The 14,277-nt window shown below is 69.6% G+C and carries 15 protein-coding genes; 3 read left to right on the forward strand and 12 right to left on the reverse strand.

What is annotated here, in order from left to right; translation table 11 throughout:
• Window positions 1-43: 43 nt before the first annotated feature.
• Window positions 44-1,450, reverse strand: a complete 1,407-nt coding sequence (locus tag IU449_RS23450) for an AI-2E family transporter (RefSeq protein WP_324188397.1) — start codon at window positions 1,448-1,450, stop codon at window positions 44-46.
• Window positions 1,451-1,531: 81 nt separating this feature from the next.
• Entirely contained in the window at window positions 1,532-2,587 is a 1,056-nt protein-coding gene (locus IU449_RS23455) for an NAD(P)-dependent alcohol dehydrogenase (RefSeq protein ID WP_195004307.1), read from the reverse strand.
• A gap of 106 nt (window positions 2,588-2,693) precedes the next feature.
• Here IU449_RS23455 and IU449_RS23460 point away from each other — a divergent pair, with 106 nt between their 5' ends.
• The gene (locus IU449_RS23460) at window positions 2,694-3,848 is read left to right on the forward strand and encodes a S1C family serine protease (protein WP_195004308.1); all 1,155 of its coding nucleotides are present in this window, start codon (window positions 2,694-2,696) and stop codon (window positions 3,846-3,848) included.
• A gap of 85 nt (window positions 3,849-3,933) precedes the next feature.
• Here the strand turns inward: IU449_RS23460 and IU449_RS23465 are convergent, their stop codons facing one another.
• Window positions 3,934-4,500, reverse strand: coding sequence for a vitamin K epoxide reductase family protein (locus IU449_RS23465; RefSeq protein WP_195004309.1), 567 nt, complete (start codon window positions 4,498-4,500; stop codon window positions 3,934-3,936).
• The gene (locus IU449_RS23470) at window positions 4,497-5,246 is read right to left on the reverse strand and encodes a DsbA family protein (protein WP_195004310.1); all 750 of its coding nucleotides are present in this window, start codon (window positions 5,244-5,246) and stop codon (window positions 4,497-4,499) included. Before IU449_RS23470 ends, IU449_RS23465 begins: the two co-directional genes overlap by 4 nt.
• Window positions 5,247-5,538: 292 nt before the next feature.
• Here IU449_RS23470 and lexA point away from each other — a divergent pair, with 292 nt between their 5' ends.
• Window positions 5,539-6,192 carry a transcriptional repressor LexA gene (gene lexA, locus IU449_RS23475; RefSeq protein ID WP_195004311.1) on the forward strand — a complete coding sequence of 218 codons (654 nt, stop codon included), beginning with the start codon at window positions 5,539-5,541 and terminating at the stop codon, window positions 6,190-6,192.
• Between the two features lie 46 nt (window positions 6,193-6,238).
• Here the strand turns inward: lexA and IU449_RS23480 are convergent, their stop codons facing one another.
• The 8 genes from IU449_RS23480 to IU449_RS23510 form a co-directional block, all read right to left on the reverse strand.
• Window positions 6,239-7,084, reverse strand: a complete 846-nt coding sequence (locus IU449_RS23480) for a PPK2 family polyphosphate kinase (RefSeq protein ID WP_195004312.1) — start codon at window positions 7,082-7,084, stop codon at window positions 6,239-6,241.
• Window positions 7,085-7,123: 39 nt separating this feature from the next.
• A complete protein-coding gene (locus IU449_RS23485; protein ID WP_195004313.1) occupies window positions 7,124-7,837 on the reverse strand; it encodes an ESX secretion-associated protein EspG in 714 nt (237 codons plus the stop codon).
• Window positions 7,834-8,481, reverse strand: coding sequence for a hypothetical protein (locus IU449_RS23490; protein WP_228805579.1), 648 nt, complete (start codon window positions 8,479-8,481; stop codon window positions 7,834-7,836). Before IU449_RS23490 ends, IU449_RS23485 begins: the two co-directional genes overlap by 4 nt.
• A 4-nt stretch (window positions 8,482-8,485) precedes the next feature.
• Complete coding sequence (locus tag IU449_RS29225; protein WP_228805580.1) at window positions 8,486-8,668, reverse strand: hypothetical protein; 183 nt, start codon at window positions 8,666-8,668, stop codon at window positions 8,486-8,488.
• Window positions 8,665-9,054 carry a hypothetical protein gene (locus tag IU449_RS23495; RefSeq protein WP_195004314.1) on the reverse strand — a complete coding sequence of 130 codons (390 nt, stop codon included), beginning with the start codon at window positions 9,052-9,054 and terminating at the stop codon, window positions 8,665-8,667. Before IU449_RS23495 ends, IU449_RS29225 begins: the two co-directional genes overlap by 4 nt.
• A gap of 142 nt (window positions 9,055-9,196) precedes the next feature.
• Window positions 9,197-10,477: a saccharopine dehydrogenase family protein gene (locus IU449_RS23500; RefSeq protein WP_228805581.1), complete on the reverse strand. Its 1,281-nt coding sequence runs from the start codon at window positions 10,475-10,477 to the stop codon at window positions 9,197-9,199.
• A gap of 23 nt (window positions 10,478-10,500) precedes the next feature.
• The gene (locus tag IU449_RS23505; RefSeq protein WP_195004315.1) at window positions 10,501-11,919 is read right to left on the reverse strand and encodes an ABC1 kinase family protein; all 1,419 of its coding nucleotides are present in this window, start codon (window positions 11,917-11,919) and stop codon (window positions 10,501-10,503) included.
• A gap of 133 nt (window positions 11,920-12,052) precedes the next feature.
• A complete protein-coding gene (locus tag IU449_RS23510) occupies window positions 12,053-12,718 on the reverse strand; it encodes a TetR/AcrR family transcriptional regulator (RefSeq protein WP_324188398.1) in 666 nt (221 codons plus the stop codon).
• A gap of 145 nt (window positions 12,719-12,863) precedes the next feature.
• Here IU449_RS23510 and IU449_RS23515 point away from each other — a divergent pair, with 145 nt between their 5' ends.
• Entirely contained in the window at window positions 12,864-14,210 is a 1,347-nt protein-coding gene (locus tag IU449_RS23515) for a DUF445 domain-containing protein (RefSeq protein WP_195004316.1), read from the forward strand.
• The last annotated feature ends 67 nt before the right edge of the window (window positions 14,211-14,277 follow it).

Genomic DNA, 14,277 nt, shown 5'->3' on the forward strand with positions numbered 1-14,277 from the left:
CTACTTTTCAGGCGGAAAGTAGCACTGATATCCCGAGACGTCGTCAGCTGTTCCTTTTCGGAGGTCGCTTGCCCAGAGTGTCCGCGGGGCGCCCCGCCGAGGGGAGGAAGCGCGTCCAGCGCTTCTTGCGGGCGGGTTTCGCGCCGGGCTCGGGTGTGCCGGTGTCCTCGGCCTGGACTTCGTAGGTGCGGATGTAGGCGCCCGCGAAGGCTTGGACGGTGGCGGTGACGGGGATGGCGAGCAACGCGCCTGTCGGGCCGAGCAACGCGGCGCCCGCGAGGACGGCGCCGAAGGCGACGGCGGGGTGCATGTCCAGGGTGGTGGCGGTGATGCGCGGCTGCAAGATGTAGTTCTCGAACTGCTGGTAGACGACGATGAAGCCGAGGATCCACAGGGCCGAGCGCGGGTTGTCCACGAGGGCCACGATGACGGGGACGGCGCCGGCGAGATAGGTGCCCACGGTGGGGATGAACTGGGACATGACGCCGACCCACAGGGCCAGGGCCAGCGCGGAGGGGATGTCGAGGACGCGCAGGGCGGCGTAGTGGGCGACGGCCGAGCAGAGCGCGAGCAGGCCGCGGGAGTAGATGTAGCCGCCGGTCTTGTCGACGGCGATATCCCAGGCACGCCGCACGTGCACCTGCTTCTGGGGCGGCAGCAGGGAGCAGACCGCATTGCGGAAACGCGGGCCGTCGGCGGCGAAGTAGAAGGTGAACAGCAGGATGCCGAGAATCTGGAACAGCGCGCCCACGGCGGCGGTGCCGATGCCCCAGGCGTTCTCGGCGAAGCCGACGAGATAGCCCTCGAGCTGGCCGCTCCACTCCGTCGCGTACTCGCGGATGTCGTCGGCGGACAGCTCGGTACCGAAGGTGCCGTTGACCCAGTCGACGACCTGCACGGCATTGGTCGGCGCGTTCTGCACCAGGGAGGTGATCTGGTCGACCAACAGGGTGCCGAGCGCGCCGAAGAAGGTGACTACGATGGCGATCAGTCCGAGGAACACCAGCCCGGTGGCCAGACCGCGCCGCATGCCGCGCCTGGCCAGCTGGTTAACCGCGGGCTCGATCGCGAACGCCAGGAAGAGCGAGACCAGCAGAATGGTGAGCAGGCCCCGCAGGCGTTCGAGCATCCACAGGCCGACCAGTAGACCGCAGATGGTCGCCGCGCCGAGAAGGAACACGCGCAACAGCCACGGCGGCGCCGCGATGTCGACCTCGGTGCGCATGGCTCTCCTCGCCCGCGCCGAAGCCCCGGCCGCCGGGGAACCCGGCCGGTCCGTGGCTTCGTCGGCGGGCGCAGGACCGGCGGTGATCTCGCTGGGTGCGGTGCCGACGGGAATGCCGCCGGGCGCAGGACCGGCGGTGATCTCGCCGGGAGCATCCGCTCCGGGAGAAGCCGTGCCAGAAGATTTCTCCTGGGCGGCGTTCGAGTCGGTCTCGTTGTCGGCCACAGCACAAACGTAGCGATCGGGCCGGACCCGCGCTCACCCCGTGCCGGGCCCGGTCATGTTGCGGCGGCTACCTGGTGGCGCCTACATCGTGGCGGCGTCGATGACGAAGCGATAGCGCACGTCGCTGTCGACCACCCGGTCGTAGGCGTTGTCGATCTCGTCGGCGGAGATGACCTCGATCTCGGCGCCGATCCCGTGCTGGGCGCAGAAGTCCAGCATCTCCTGGGTCTGGGCGATGCCACCGATCATGGAACCGGCCAGCGAGCGCCGCAAGGCGGCCAGGTGGAAGCTGCGCAGCGTGGTCGGGTTCTCCGGCATTCCGAGTTGGACGAAGGTGCCGTCGAGGCGGAGCAGCCGCAGGTACTTCTCGACGGGCAGGTCGGCGGAGACGGTGTTGAGGATGAGATCGAAGCGGTTGCGAAGATCGCGGAAGGTCTGGTCGTCGCTGGTGGCGTGGTAGTGGTGGGCACCGAATCGCTTGCCGTCCTCCTGCTTGCTCAGCGAATGGCTCAGCACGGTCACCTCCGCGCCCATCGCCGCGGCCAGCTTCACGCCGATATGGCCGAGACCGCCCATGCCGACGATCGCGACCCGCTTGCCGGGGCCCGCGTTCCAGTGCCGCAGCGGGGAGAACAGGGTGATGCCCGCGCACAGCAGCGGCGCGGCCACATCCAGGCCGATGCCGTCGGGGATGCGCAGCACGAAATTCTCCGTGACGACGATCTGCGTGGAGTAGCCGCCGAGGGTGTAGCCACCCGGCTGCACGGACTCGGCGACCGGGTGGTTGTAGGTCATGACCGAGCCGCGCAGGCAGTACTGCTCCTCGTCGGCGACGCAGTTCTCGCACTTGCCGCAGGAGTCGACCAGACAGCCGACACCGACCCGGTCCCCCGCGGCGAACCCGGTGACCGCGCTGCCGACCGCGGCGACGATGCCCGCGATCTCGTGACCGGGCACGCACGGATAGTGCGCGCTGCCCCACTCGTTGCGGGCGGTGTGGATGTCGGAATGGCAGATCCCCGCGTACTTCACGTCGATGAGCACGTCGTGCGGGCCCAGTTCGCGGCGTTCGATGGTGATCTTCTGGAACGCGCCCTCCGGCGAGGGCAGGGCGTATGCGGCGGCAGCGGTGCTCATGCGTACATGCCTACCGGCGCATGCACCGGTTTGCCAACCGATCGGCGCGGTCGACCTCCACAATGGGACGGGTTCCGGTCGTCGGACCGGGGGAGGCGGAGGGCGCATGCACGACGATCGGCGTGGCGGCGGCGGCGCGACCGCTGTACTCGTGATCGTCGCCGTGGTCGTGACCGCGTTCCTCGGGTTCGGCGGCGGGTGGCCGTTGCGGGAATCCGGCACCACGACCGCGACAAGCACCAGGCCGCCCGCGCCGCCGCTGGATCAGGCCGAGGTCGCCGCCGCGCTGAGCCCGGCGATGGTCCACATCACCACCCGCACCCGCGCCTTCGGACAGGGCACGGCGGGCTCGGGGATCGTGCTCACCGCCGACGGGCAGGTGCTGACGAGTCATCACGTGATCAAAGGAGCCGAACAGGTCAGCGTCGTCTCGGTCGCGACCGGCGAGGAGTTCGAGGCCACGGTGCTCGGTTACGACTCGACCGCCGACATCGCGCTGCTGGCGCTGACCGGCGCCGAGGATCTGCCGACCGCTCGGCTGGGTGATTCCTCCGGGTTGCGGGTGCGCGACGAGGTGCTCGCGCTCGGGAACGCGGGGGGCGCGGGCGGCACACCGACCGCGACGCCGGGGCGGATCACCGCGCTCAACAGCACGATCGTGGCGCTCGATGCCGCCGACTTCTCACGCAAAGCCCTGCGCGGCATGGTCGAGATCGAGGCGCCGGTGAGTGCGGGCCAGTCCGGTGGCGCGCTCGCCGACTGGCAGGCCATGGTGGTGGGCGTGGTGACCGCCTCGTCCGGGGAGGCAGGCCAGGAATCCGGGCCCACCGCGCCCGCGAGTACCCCACCGCGGCGGCCGATCCCCGCACCGTCGAGCACCCGGTCCGCACCGACGCGGGCGGGCGGGTACGCGGTGCCGATCGACACCGCCATGAGGGTCGTCGAGCAGATCCGGTCGGGCATCCCCAGCGACAGCGTGCACGTCGGGCAGACCGCCACGCTGGGCGTGCTGATCTCCGACGCCCGGCCGAGCGGCGCCCGCGTCGACGTCGCGCTCTACGGAATGCCCGCCTACGGCGCCGGGATCAGGGACGGGGAGACCATCGTCTCGCTGGACGGGCGGGCGATCGGCACCTCGCGCGCGTTGCGCACCGCCATCGACAAGCGGCGTCCCCGGGAGACGGTGCGGATCGGCGTGGTCGGCACGGACGGGGTCGAGCGCATGGTCAGCGTCGAACTGGGGCTCGGCACGCCGAACTGACACCCGCCGCGCCACCGGGGCTCGTCGGGCCGGGGCCGCCGTCCACGGCCGGACGCTCGCCGGTGCCGGAACTCCCCGTCCCAGGTCAGGCGAGGCTCAGCCAGTAGTCCTGGAAGCGCAGGAAGACCAGCAGCAGCACCACCGCGAAGAACACCGCGACGATGGTCCAGCGCCATTCGGCCAGGATCCCCAGCGGGCCGCCGGTCCGGCCCCACAGCAGGTCGGTGAGCACCGCCAGCAGCGGGGTGACGACCGCCCACACCACCATGCAGTACGGGCACAGCGCGCCGATCCGGTAGAGGCTCTGGAAGATCAGCCAGCAGACGAAGACGACACCGAGCAGCATGCCCACCCACAGCCCGCCCCAGATCCAGCGCGGCATCCCGACATGGGCGACGGCGAGCACGCCGAGGGTCACCACCACCGAGAAGCCGACGATGCCCATCAGCGGGTTGGGGAACCCGAAGACGGCGGCCTGCTCGGTCACCATCACCGAACCGCAGGACAGCACCGGGTTCAGGCTGCACGTCGGGGTGTAGGCGGGGTCCTTGAAGATCATGAATCGCTCGATGGTGAGAGTCACCGAGGCGATCCAGCCCGCCAGGCCGAGCAACAGGATCAGCCAGGCGGAACGGGCGGGCGCGGCGATCACTGTCCGGCCGCCGCCTCGGCGATGGCCTGCTCGAGCTCGGTCGGCGTGATCTTCTTGCCGTCGACGAACACCGTCGGCGTCGAGTTGACGCCTTCGCCGAACACGGCCTGGGTCTTGTCGGACACGAACGTCGCATAGGTGCGGTCTTCGATGCAGCCCGCGACGGCGTCGGTGTAACCGGCCTCCACGGCGATCGCGACGAGCTGCTCGTCGGTGTGGCCGGGACCGCCCTCGGCGGGTTGCTGGGCGTACATGCGGCCCAGCCAGCCCTGGAACTTCGCCGGATCCTGCTCGGCGACGCAGTAGGCGGCATTGGCCGCGCGGCTCGAGTACTCGTTGGTGGAGGCGCGGTCGAGGAAGGAGATGACGTTGTACTCGACGGCCGCGACGCCGCTGTTCACGGCGTCCTCGAGGACCTTGCCGTAGGCCGCCTCGAAGTTCTTGCACGCCGGGCACTGCAGGTCGGCGACCACCCGGACGGTGACACGGGCGTTGTCCTTGCCCACGCGCACGGCACCGCTGTCGGTGATCGAGCCGGTCACCGCACCCGCGACGGGATCGCTCGGAGCCGGAATGGTCGGGGTGGCGGCCGGACCGTCGTCGCCGCGCATGGCGATACTGATGCCGATCGCCGCGATGAGGGCGATCAGCACTACGGCCACACCCGCTTGGATGGCGATCTTGCGCCTGCGGTCGGCTCGGTCGGCCTCGTGCAAGAGATTGCGCCGTCCCGGATTGTTGCTCACCGTGCGTTCACCACGCCTTTCGCTTGCCTGACGATGGGGCCTGCTCCGACGATGCTAATGGCGTGCGCGTCGCCGGGCGGTCGGGCACGGCCCATCATGGTCGGTGAACCTGAGAGAACACGAAACGAGACGCGGGTCGGTGGCCTTCGTCGGTGTCCGCCCGTGGCCGAGGTCTGCGCTCGCCGTGGCCTTGGTCTGTATCGGGTAGGTCCGTTCGGCCCGGATCTGCCGGTCGGTCTGTGCCGAGGCTCACTCCGCTCCGGCCTGCTGGGCGAGGGCCTACCATGCCCCGGTGACCGACTACGACTCCGAACATCTGGATACCTCGACCTTGCCCGAGCGGCAGCGCCGCATTCTGGAAGTGATCCGGGACCGGGTGGTCGAGCACGGGTACGCGCCGAGCACGAGGCAGATCGGCGAGGCCGTCGGGCTGCGCTCCACCTCGACGGTGACCCGGCATCTGCGCGCGCTCGAGGAGCGGGGCTTCCTGCGCCGTGGGACGGCGGTGGCCCGGCCGATCGACGTGCGGCTGTTCCTGCGGGCCGAGCCCGGCGCGGCGAGCGGCGAGAACACGGTGACCGTGCCGGTGGTCGGCGACATCGCCGCGGGCACGCCGATCCTGGCCGAGGAGCACTGCGACGACACCCTCACCCTGCCACGCGAACTGGTGGGCCGGGGAACGGTGTTCGCGCTGCGGGTGCGTGGCGACTCGATGATCGACGCGGCCATCTGTGACGGTGACACGGTGGTGGTGCGTAGTCAGCAGGAGGCGCAGTCCGGGGACATCGTCGCGGCGATGATCGGCGAGGAGGCCACCGTCAAGGTGCTGCGCCGCCGGGGCGGGCACACGCTGCTCGAGCCGCGCAATCCGGCCTACCCGGTCATCGACGGCGACGAAGCGGTGATCCTCGGCAAAGTCGTCTCGGTCATGCGCCGGATCGGGTAATCGTCGCGGCGACACGGCAGGCCGCGACGACGCGGCGCCGAACCGGTCAGGAGGCTTCGAGGCGGCGCTTCTCGGCTTCGATATCGAACCGGGCATCGGGCCAGTCCAGATCCAGACCCGACAGGGTGTGGATGAGCAGCTCGTTCACGGCCAGGCGGGAGTACCACTTGCGGTCGGACGGGATGACGAACCAGGGGGCGTGCTCGGTGCTGGTACGGTCCAGCATGTCCTGGTAGGCCTCGCGGTATTCCGGCCAGAACGCGCGTTCGTCGATGTCGGAGGGGTTGAACTTCCAGTACTTGTCGCGGCGTTCCAGGCGTTCGCGCAGACGGCGCTTCTGCTCGTCGAGGGAGACGAACATCGCCACCTTCACCAGGGTGATGTCCTCGTCGCGCAGTTCCTCCTCGAAGTGGTTGATCTCGTCGTAGCGGCGCTCCCATTCCCGGATCGGCACCAGCTCGCGCACCCGGGCGACCAGCACCTCTTCGTAGTGCGACCGGTCGAACACGCCGAGCTGGCCCGCGCGCGGCAGCGCCTTGTGGATGCGCCACAGGTAGTGGTGGCGCTTCTCCTCGGGGGTCGGCACGCCGAAGGCCGCGTGGTCGACGCCCTGCGGGTCCACCGCGCCGATCACCGAGCGCACGATGCCGCCCTTGCCCGCGGTGTCCATGCCCTGCAGCACCAGCAATACGCTGCGCGGGTCGCCGGACCTGCCGTTGGCGAACAGCTTCGACTGCAGATCCGACAGCACGGCGGAGCGTTCGGTGAACAGTTCCATCCCCTCGACCTTGGTCCCGTCGAAACCCGGGGTGGCCGATGTGTCCAGGTCGGCGACCCGTACGCCGTCGGCGCGCAGCAGTTCGGCGACCTTCCCGGACCAGTTGTTCGGCATCGTCCACAGGTACCACAGAAACGCGGCCCGTCAGGCCGATCAACGGATGTGCGCGAGCCTCAGCAGATGCTGGGCGAAATCCTCGTCGGAGGCGGGGGTGAGGATCAGGTCGTGCGAGGTGGTGAGCAGGTAGCGGCCGTCGCCGGCGACGTCGAGCCAGCTGCAGTGCCGGGTCGGCGGCGACATCGGGTTCTCCGGATCGACGGTGACGGTGATGAAACCGCGCCCGTCCAGCGGCTTGCGCAGGGTGTTGCGGAATCGCTCGGGGCCGTCGCCGGGCGGCGCGCCCTTGGTCAGCTCGCCGAGCACCATGTCGCGCGGCTCCCGCATGGTGCCGAGCCTGCCCGGCTGGGCCGAGCCGATCGCCTGCACCAGGCGCGCGCCCAGCGTGCGGGCGTGGCACATGAGCACCGTCATCTTCTCGGGGCTCGCGATCAGGATGCTCGCGTGGTGGTGGACCACGGCGGCGAAGATCAGCACACGGTTCTCGCCGCTGCCGTTGCGTCCGGGGAAGGTCCGTTCGCCGGAGACGGTGACGGTGGTGGCGTCGTTGCGGGCGCACAACATCAGCGCGGCCGCGAGGTCGGGATCGGCCTGCCGGGCGAAACGCTGCGGCAGCCGCAGCGCCGCGTGCTCGGCCTCCGTGCGCACCAGCGAGGCGGGCATCATGTTCACCGGATACGGCCTGCGGTCCAGGTTCGTTTCGCTTTCCCAGACGTGGGTGAACTCGTCCGGAGTGAGGACCCATCTCACCGTGCGGCGCTCCCACCCGCCGGGCCTGGATCGGGTGGTCCGAACCGGGGCACCCGGTCACCGGTGGCGGGCATGGTGGGCGAGTAGACGTAGGTCATGATGTCGCGCACGTCGGCCTCGACCTCGGCGGCGGCGCGTTCGTGCTGCATCCGCCGCCGTCCGCCCAGCACGACCTCGGCCACCGGATCGGCGAGCGGGACGTAGCGGGCGGGCGGCGGGATGGCGGCCCGGATGGTCTGTGCCACATCGCGATCGAGCTCGATCAACCGTTGCACCGTGCGGCACACCTCGTGCGCCTGGGTGCCGAGGGTGACGAACGAGCGGGTCGCCCGGCTCGCGGCCTCGGCGGAACTGCCCGACCAGCGGGCGAATTCGCGGGCGGTGGCATCGGCGAAGGTCTGGAACGCCTCGGCGAGGGTGTCGGCGCCGGTGCGCCATGCCTCGGCGGTCTCGCCCAGGGCGGCGGGGTCGAGGGCCTCGCGCACCTGCTGCCAGATCTCGGCGTGGGTGTAGGCGGCGAACCGCTCGCGCTCCGGAGCGTAGGCGGGTTCTGTTCCCGCGCCCGAGGTCTCGGCGGCGTCGGCCAGCGCGCGGCCACGCGCGAGAATCTCTTCGGCGGCGGCTCTGGCGTCGGGGTCGGCCATCGGATCACCGCGCCGTCGAGAGGCGTCGCGCGCCGATCGCCGCGTACCCGGCGTTCGTGGCCGCGTCGCTGTGGTCCGGCGCGAGGGTGTGGTCTGCCGAGACACCCGCGCGACGGGTGGCGCGTTCGCGACCGGTGGCGCGGTGACGGTACGGCGCCGATCGCACGGCCGCGGGCGCGCGGTTCATCGCTGGTCCAGATAGTCGGCGACCGCCAGCAGGGCGTCGCGATGGGCGGCTTCGGCTTCGGCCAGGCGCTGGCCCGCGGCGAGATAGGCGGCCTTGAACAGCAGGGCTGTCTCCTGGAAGGCCGCGACGGTGGCGCGTAACTGGGTGCCCTTGTGCGCGAAGCCCGCGCTGAGCGCACGGCCGGTGGGCAGATCGGGGAAGCCGGTCACCGTGCTCGCGGCATCGCCCGCGGTGAGCGCGGCGCCGAGATCCTCGACCAGCTTGTCGCAGGCGGCGGCGAGATTCACCGCGACATCCGGGGCGAGTTCGAAACGCTCACTTCCGGTTCCGCTCACCGCCGCCGCGTACAGCCCCCTGGCCAGCCCTTGTCCGGTATCCGGCACCATCCGCCTCGCCCCCCTCGCCTCGGGTCCAACCGCCTACCGGTGGGGACTCTAGCGGCGGGCGCGGGTGGTGCGGGGCAGGTCCAGGGGCGATTGTGAGCGGACGCACGCGAATTCGCGCTCGCCCGCGCACCCCGATGCGGTCTCAGGCGGGTTCGACTTCGATGGTCATGCCCGCCGCGCGCAGCCGGTCGGTGAGCGCGTCACCGACGGCGGCGGCCGGGGTGAGCACGCCCGCGATCTGCGGCAGGTCGTCGAAGGCCAGCGCCAGGCCGGTCTCGCCGATCATGACGGCGGTGGCCTGATAGCCGGGGTCGCCCGTGCCCGCGAAGGTGGCCAGGTACGTCGCCCCGGAGGTGGTGTGCGCGACGGTCTTCATGCTGAACCAGCCGGTGCGCCTGGTCTGCTCGCTGGGGCCGGTACCCGGTGCGGGCAGCACCTTGTCGAGCAGCTTGCGCCCGAGCGACACCCGCGACAGCGACGCGAGAACGCCGACACCGACCAGCGAGCCGCCGCTGATCGCACCCGCGATGACCGGCGCCAGCGTCGAGGAGCCCGCGCTCATCACCTCGCGGTAGCGGAAATTCTTGCCGTACACCCAGCCCAGCAGGCCGTTGCTCCGCCGCACGATCCTGGTGTTGTGGGCGGCCATCACGAAGGTGCCGACCCAGCCGTCCAGACTGGGATGGATGTCGCTCGCGCGCCCGAGCGCCTGATCGGACAGCTTGCCGACCTCGGGCTCACGGGCCCGATCCGGGCTCAGACCGTACGGATCGCCGAGCACCTTCATCTTCGAAGGGTCCTGCGCCACCGCTTCCATCACCGCACGCATGGAATCGATGGTGCCGCCGCTGACGCCGCCCTTGGCCGCGGCCACCAGGGTGACGTCGGTGAGCTCGCCCGTATTGTCGGCGACGGAGCGGCGGTAGAGCTGGTAGACGCTCAGATCCGAGGGCACCGAGTCGTAGCCGCAGGAGGTCAGGATCTTCGCTCCGGTCCTGGCGGCGGTGTCGTGCCAGGTGTCGATGGCCTCGCGGATGAACAGCGGCTCACCGGTCAGGTCGGCGTAGTGGGTGCCCGTCTTGGCGCACGCCTCGACCATCGGCATGCCGTAGCGCAGGTACGGCCCGACCGTGGTGATGACGGCCTTGGTGCGCGCGGCCAGGGCGTCGAGCGCGGCCTGGTCGGCGATATCGGCCACCACCAGCGCCCAGTCCTTCGCACCGGGGCCGAGTTCTTCCTTGACCAGCGCGAGCTTGGCCGCCGAGCGGCCCGCCAGCGCGATCCGGGCGCCGGCGGGAGCCGCGCCGAGCAGATACTCGGCGATGATCTTGCCGACGTATCCGGTGGCGCCGAACACCGTGACATCGAATTCGCGGGGCGGTGTCGATTCCGGGATCTGTGTCATGTCCGGGGTCTGTGTCATGACTGCCTGCCACTCCTGATTGATCATCGTCGGGGCGCGTGGCCTGCCGACGCTTGTCGTTTCTGCGGTGAAAGGTGTTCTTCGCGCCAGCGGCGGTGGGCTCTGCCCAGATCGGTCACCGGCTCTTCGTCGTAGAGCCATTCCCTGGCGATGCGATGCCAATTCGCGGTGGTGCGCAATTGGCCGAGCATGCCGAAGGTGAGGAAATCCGCGCGCCGGGAGAACAGATGCTCCGGCGGCAGATTCTGTTGTTTCATGCCCGCGAATTCGCTCGCGCGCGGATCGACGGCGAGCAGGAAAGCGCCACTGGCCAATTCGGGGGTGATGGTGAGCTCTTCGTCCACCAGACACCATTCCGACGCCGACAGCACGTATTCCAGACTCTCCTCGGCCCCGATCTCCTCGGGGGAATCGATCACACCGTGCTGGATCATCAGCTCGCGCAGATCCTCGGCGCGCTCCTCGGCGGCCGCGCGCAGGCAGGTGATCTCGAAATCGACGTGCGCGCGATCCATCCGGTTGTAGAGACCGAAGTCGAGGAAGCCGACGCGTCCGTCGTCGAGGACGAGCACATTGCCCGGATGCGGGTCACCGCAGAATTCGGCGAATTCGAACAGCGAGCCGACGTAGAAGCGATAGATGATCTCGCCGATCCGGTCGCGTTCGGCCGCGGGCAGGTTCCTGGCCTCCTCGAAGGAGCGGCCGGGCAGGTACTCCGAGACCAGCACGCGGGTGGTGCAGTGCTCGACCAGGGTGCGCGGCACCACGATGAACGGGTGGTCGGCGTAGAGCCGCGCCAGCTGGGCCTGGGTGGCGGCCTCGGCGCTGTAGTCGAGCTCGCTCTCGATGTTCAGCCGCAGCTCGTCGAGCACCGCGGGGGTGACCCACGGCATCGCCGACTGCAGCACCTTGCGGAACATGGCGAGGTTCTTCAGATCCGCGCGCACCGCGACGTCGATGCCGGGGTACTGGACCTTCACCGCGACCTGCCTGCCGTCGTGCAGCCGGGCGCGATAGACCTGGCCGATGGAGGCCGCCGCGATCGGCTCGGGCTCGAACTCGGCGAACACGCTCTCCAGCGGCGCGCCGAAATCCTCCTCGACCACCTGGCGCATCCCGGCGAACGGCACGCTCGGCGCGGCATTGCGCAGAACGGCCAGGCGCTGCTGGAAGCGATCGCGATGGGTATCGGGTACCAGGTCCAGATCCAGCACCGACATCATCTGGCCCAGCTTCATGGCCACGCCCTTCATGGTGCCCAGCACCACGACCACCTGCTCGATGGTCCGCAGCATGGACTCCTCGGCCATCTTCGCCCGCACCGCTTCCGAGCGGCCGCGCATGGACAACCGGGTGCGCTGATTGCGCAACACCGTGCCCGCGGCCACCGCGCCCAGTTTGGTGCCGCGGGCCAGTCGCGAGGTCGGCACGTGCTTCGCCATCGAGGTACCTCCATTGGTGCCGCCGAGATCGGGGGTGATCCTGCCCACCCCGCCGTCGCCGAGGACGGGCGCACCACCGCGTTCAGCCTAACGGCAGGCGATGTGATGTGGACCGCATGGGAACCGGTCGATATCAGACCGTCGGATCGATCTCCGGGACCGGCAGCACGTGCTGTTGCTTGTTGAATTCCGCCCGGGAGCCGCCGGTGCGGGCCATGCCCTCGATCGCGCTCCACACCATCATCGTGAGGTAGTCGATGACTTCCTCGCGGGTCAGCGACTTGTCGGTGGTCCACCAGTGCGTCGCCAGCTGGATGCCGCCGACCAGCACATACGACCACAGCTGGGAGCCGGTGGTGTCGATGCCGCGCGAGCCCGCGCGCTCGCTGAGCACCACGGAGACGACATCGGCGAACAGCTTCTCGAACTCCGCCAGCGAGGAGGAGTCGGAGCCGTTGCCCATGATGAAGCGGTAGACCTCGGGGTCCTCGTCCACGGTCACCACGTAGGCCGTCAGCGCCGAGCGGGTCAGCTGGTATTCGTCGGCGTCCAGGCTGATCGCGCCGTACACGCGCGGCATCAGGGTCTGCTCGATGAACCGCTGCATGGTCGCGTGGACCAGGTCGTTCTTGTCGGCGAAGTAGCGGTAGAGGACGGTTTTCGAGACGCCGATCTGGGTGGCGATCTCGTCCATGCCCGCGGACGCGCCGCGGGCGCGTACCGCCGCGAGCGTGCCGTCGACCAGCTCTTCGCGACGATCGATCTTGTGCTGGCGCCACCGGCGTTTGCGACCGTCCACCCGGCCGGAGCGCGCGGCCGCCGGTCGATCGGCGCGTTCACCGACGTCGACAAGGTCTTCGGTGGACAGGGTCGGCTCCCTCGTTCGGTTCGGTGGTGGGTCCGGTGGGTCGGTCTACAGCTTATGGCACAGCAGAATGGAAGACATGGAGAAAGCTCCCGGCAACCTCACCGCCCCCGAGATCGAGGTCCTACGGCCCGCTCCCGCGGTGAATCCGGCCGCGCCGACGGGATTCTTCGTCGACGAGGCGGCCAAGAAGCGCGATCTGCGCCGGATGAAAGTGCTGGCGACCGGCCTGCTCGCCCTGGCGTCGGTGATCTACCTGTGTTGCCGATGGCTGGAATCACGCGGGGCGGGCGGTGAGTGGGTGGGCTATGTGCGCGCCGCGTCCGAGGCGGGCATGGTCGGCGCGCTGGCGGACTGGTTCGCGGTCACCGCGTTGTTCCGGCATCCGCTCGGTCTGCCCATCCCGCACACCGCCATCATCCGCAAGAAGAAGGACCAGCTCGGCGCCAGCCTGGGTAGCTTCGTCGGCACCAACTTCCTGGCGCCGGAGGTGGTGTCGGAGAAGGTGAGCTCGGCGCAGGTCTCGCTGCGGGTCGGGCGGTGGATGGCCGATCGAGGTCATGCCGCACGGGTGGCGCAGGAGAGTTCGACGATCCTTCGCGCGGTGGTCGGGGCGGTCCGTGACGAGGACGTCGAGCAGATCATCGACCACACCATCGTCAAACGGATCGCCGATCCGCTGTGGGGTCCGCCGATCGGGCGGGTGCTGGCCGAGCTGCTGGCCGACAACCGCCAGGTCGCGCTGATCGATCTGCTGGCCGAGCGCGCGCACCAGTGGGCGCTGGCCAGTCAGGAGACCGTCGACAAGGTGATCCTGGAACAGGCGCCGCAGTGGGCGCCGAAGTTCGTCAACATCATGCTGTCCGAGAAGATCTACCGCGAGCTGGTGGAATTCACCTGGAAGGTGCGCGCGGAACCCGATCACGAGGTGCGTCTGGCGGCGAACCGCTTCCTCGAGGAATTCGCCCACGACCTGCAGCACGACGAGGCGATGATCAAGAAGGCCGAGCGGGTCAAGTCGCAGGTGATGGGCCGCGAGGAGATCACCGGCCTGGCCGAGGCGACCTGGCGCGCGGCCAAGCGGCTCATCCTGGAATCGGCCGACGACCCGGACAGCACGCTGCGGCGCAAGGTCGCCGAGAACGTGCAGCAGCTCGGCGAGCGCTTGCGCGACGACGACGAGATGCGCACCAAGGTGGACAGCTGGCTCGACCGCGGCGTGCGGTATCTGGTGAGCAACTACGCCGCGGAGATCACCACGCTGGTCACCGACACGGTGGCCAAGTGGGATGCCGAGGAGGCGAGCAAGAAGATCGAACTGCAGGTGGGGCGGGATCTGCAGTTCATCCGCATCAACGGCACGGTGGTCGGCTCGCTGGCCGGCCTGGCGATCTACACCATTTCGCACCTGCTGTTCCAGGGCTGAACGACACTTGCCTCGACAGTCCGAGGCGCCGACACACTGCTAACAGAGTGCTTGCAACTGTTAGCAC

Source organism: Nocardia higoensis, from assembly GCF_015477835.1.
GTDB classification, from domain to species: domain Bacteria; phylum Actinomycetota; class Actinomycetes; order Mycobacteriales; family Mycobacteriaceae; genus Nocardia; species Nocardia higoensis_A.

What these genes read in the sequence shown, in the direction of transcription:
- IU449_RS23480 (WP_195004312.1), bottom strand. Translation starts at nt 7,084, where the DNA reads ATGCCGAACAACTGGTCCGGGAAGGTCGCCGAACTGCTGCGCGCCGAC.
- IU449_RS23495 (WP_195004314.1), bottom strand. Translation starts at nt 9,054, where the DNA reads ATGGTGCCGGATACCGGACAAGGGCTGGCCAGGGGGCTGTACGCGGCG.
- IU449_RS23460 (WP_195004308.1), top strand. Translation starts at nt 2,694, where the DNA reads ATGCACGACGATCGGCGTGGCGGCGGCGGCGCGACCGCTGTACTCGTG.
- IU449_RS23455 (WP_195004307.1), bottom strand. Translation starts at nt 2,587, where the DNA reads ATGAGCACCGCTGCCGCCGCATACGCCCTGCCCTCGCCGGAGGGCGCG.
- IU449_RS23505 (WP_195004315.1), bottom strand. Translation starts at nt 11,919, where the DNA reads ATGGCGAAGCACGTGCCGACCTCGCGACTGGCCCGCGGCACCAAACTG.
- IU449_RS23490 (WP_228805579.1), bottom strand. Translation starts at nt 8,481, where the DNA reads ATGGCCGACCCCGACGCCAGAGCCGCCGCCGAAGAGATTCTCGCGCGT.
- IU449_RS23500 (WP_228805581.1), bottom strand. Translation starts at nt 10,477, where the DNA reads ATGACACAGACCCCGGACATGACACAGATCCCGGAATCGACACCGCCC.
- IU449_RS29225 (WP_228805580.1), bottom strand. Translation starts at nt 8,668, where the DNA reads ATGAACCGCGCGCCCGCGGCCGTGCGATCGGCGCCGTACCGTCACCGC.
- IU449_RS23515 (WP_195004316.1), top strand. Translation starts at nt 12,864, where the DNA reads ATGGAGAAAGCTCCCGGCAACCTCACCGCCCCCGAGATCGAGGTCCTA.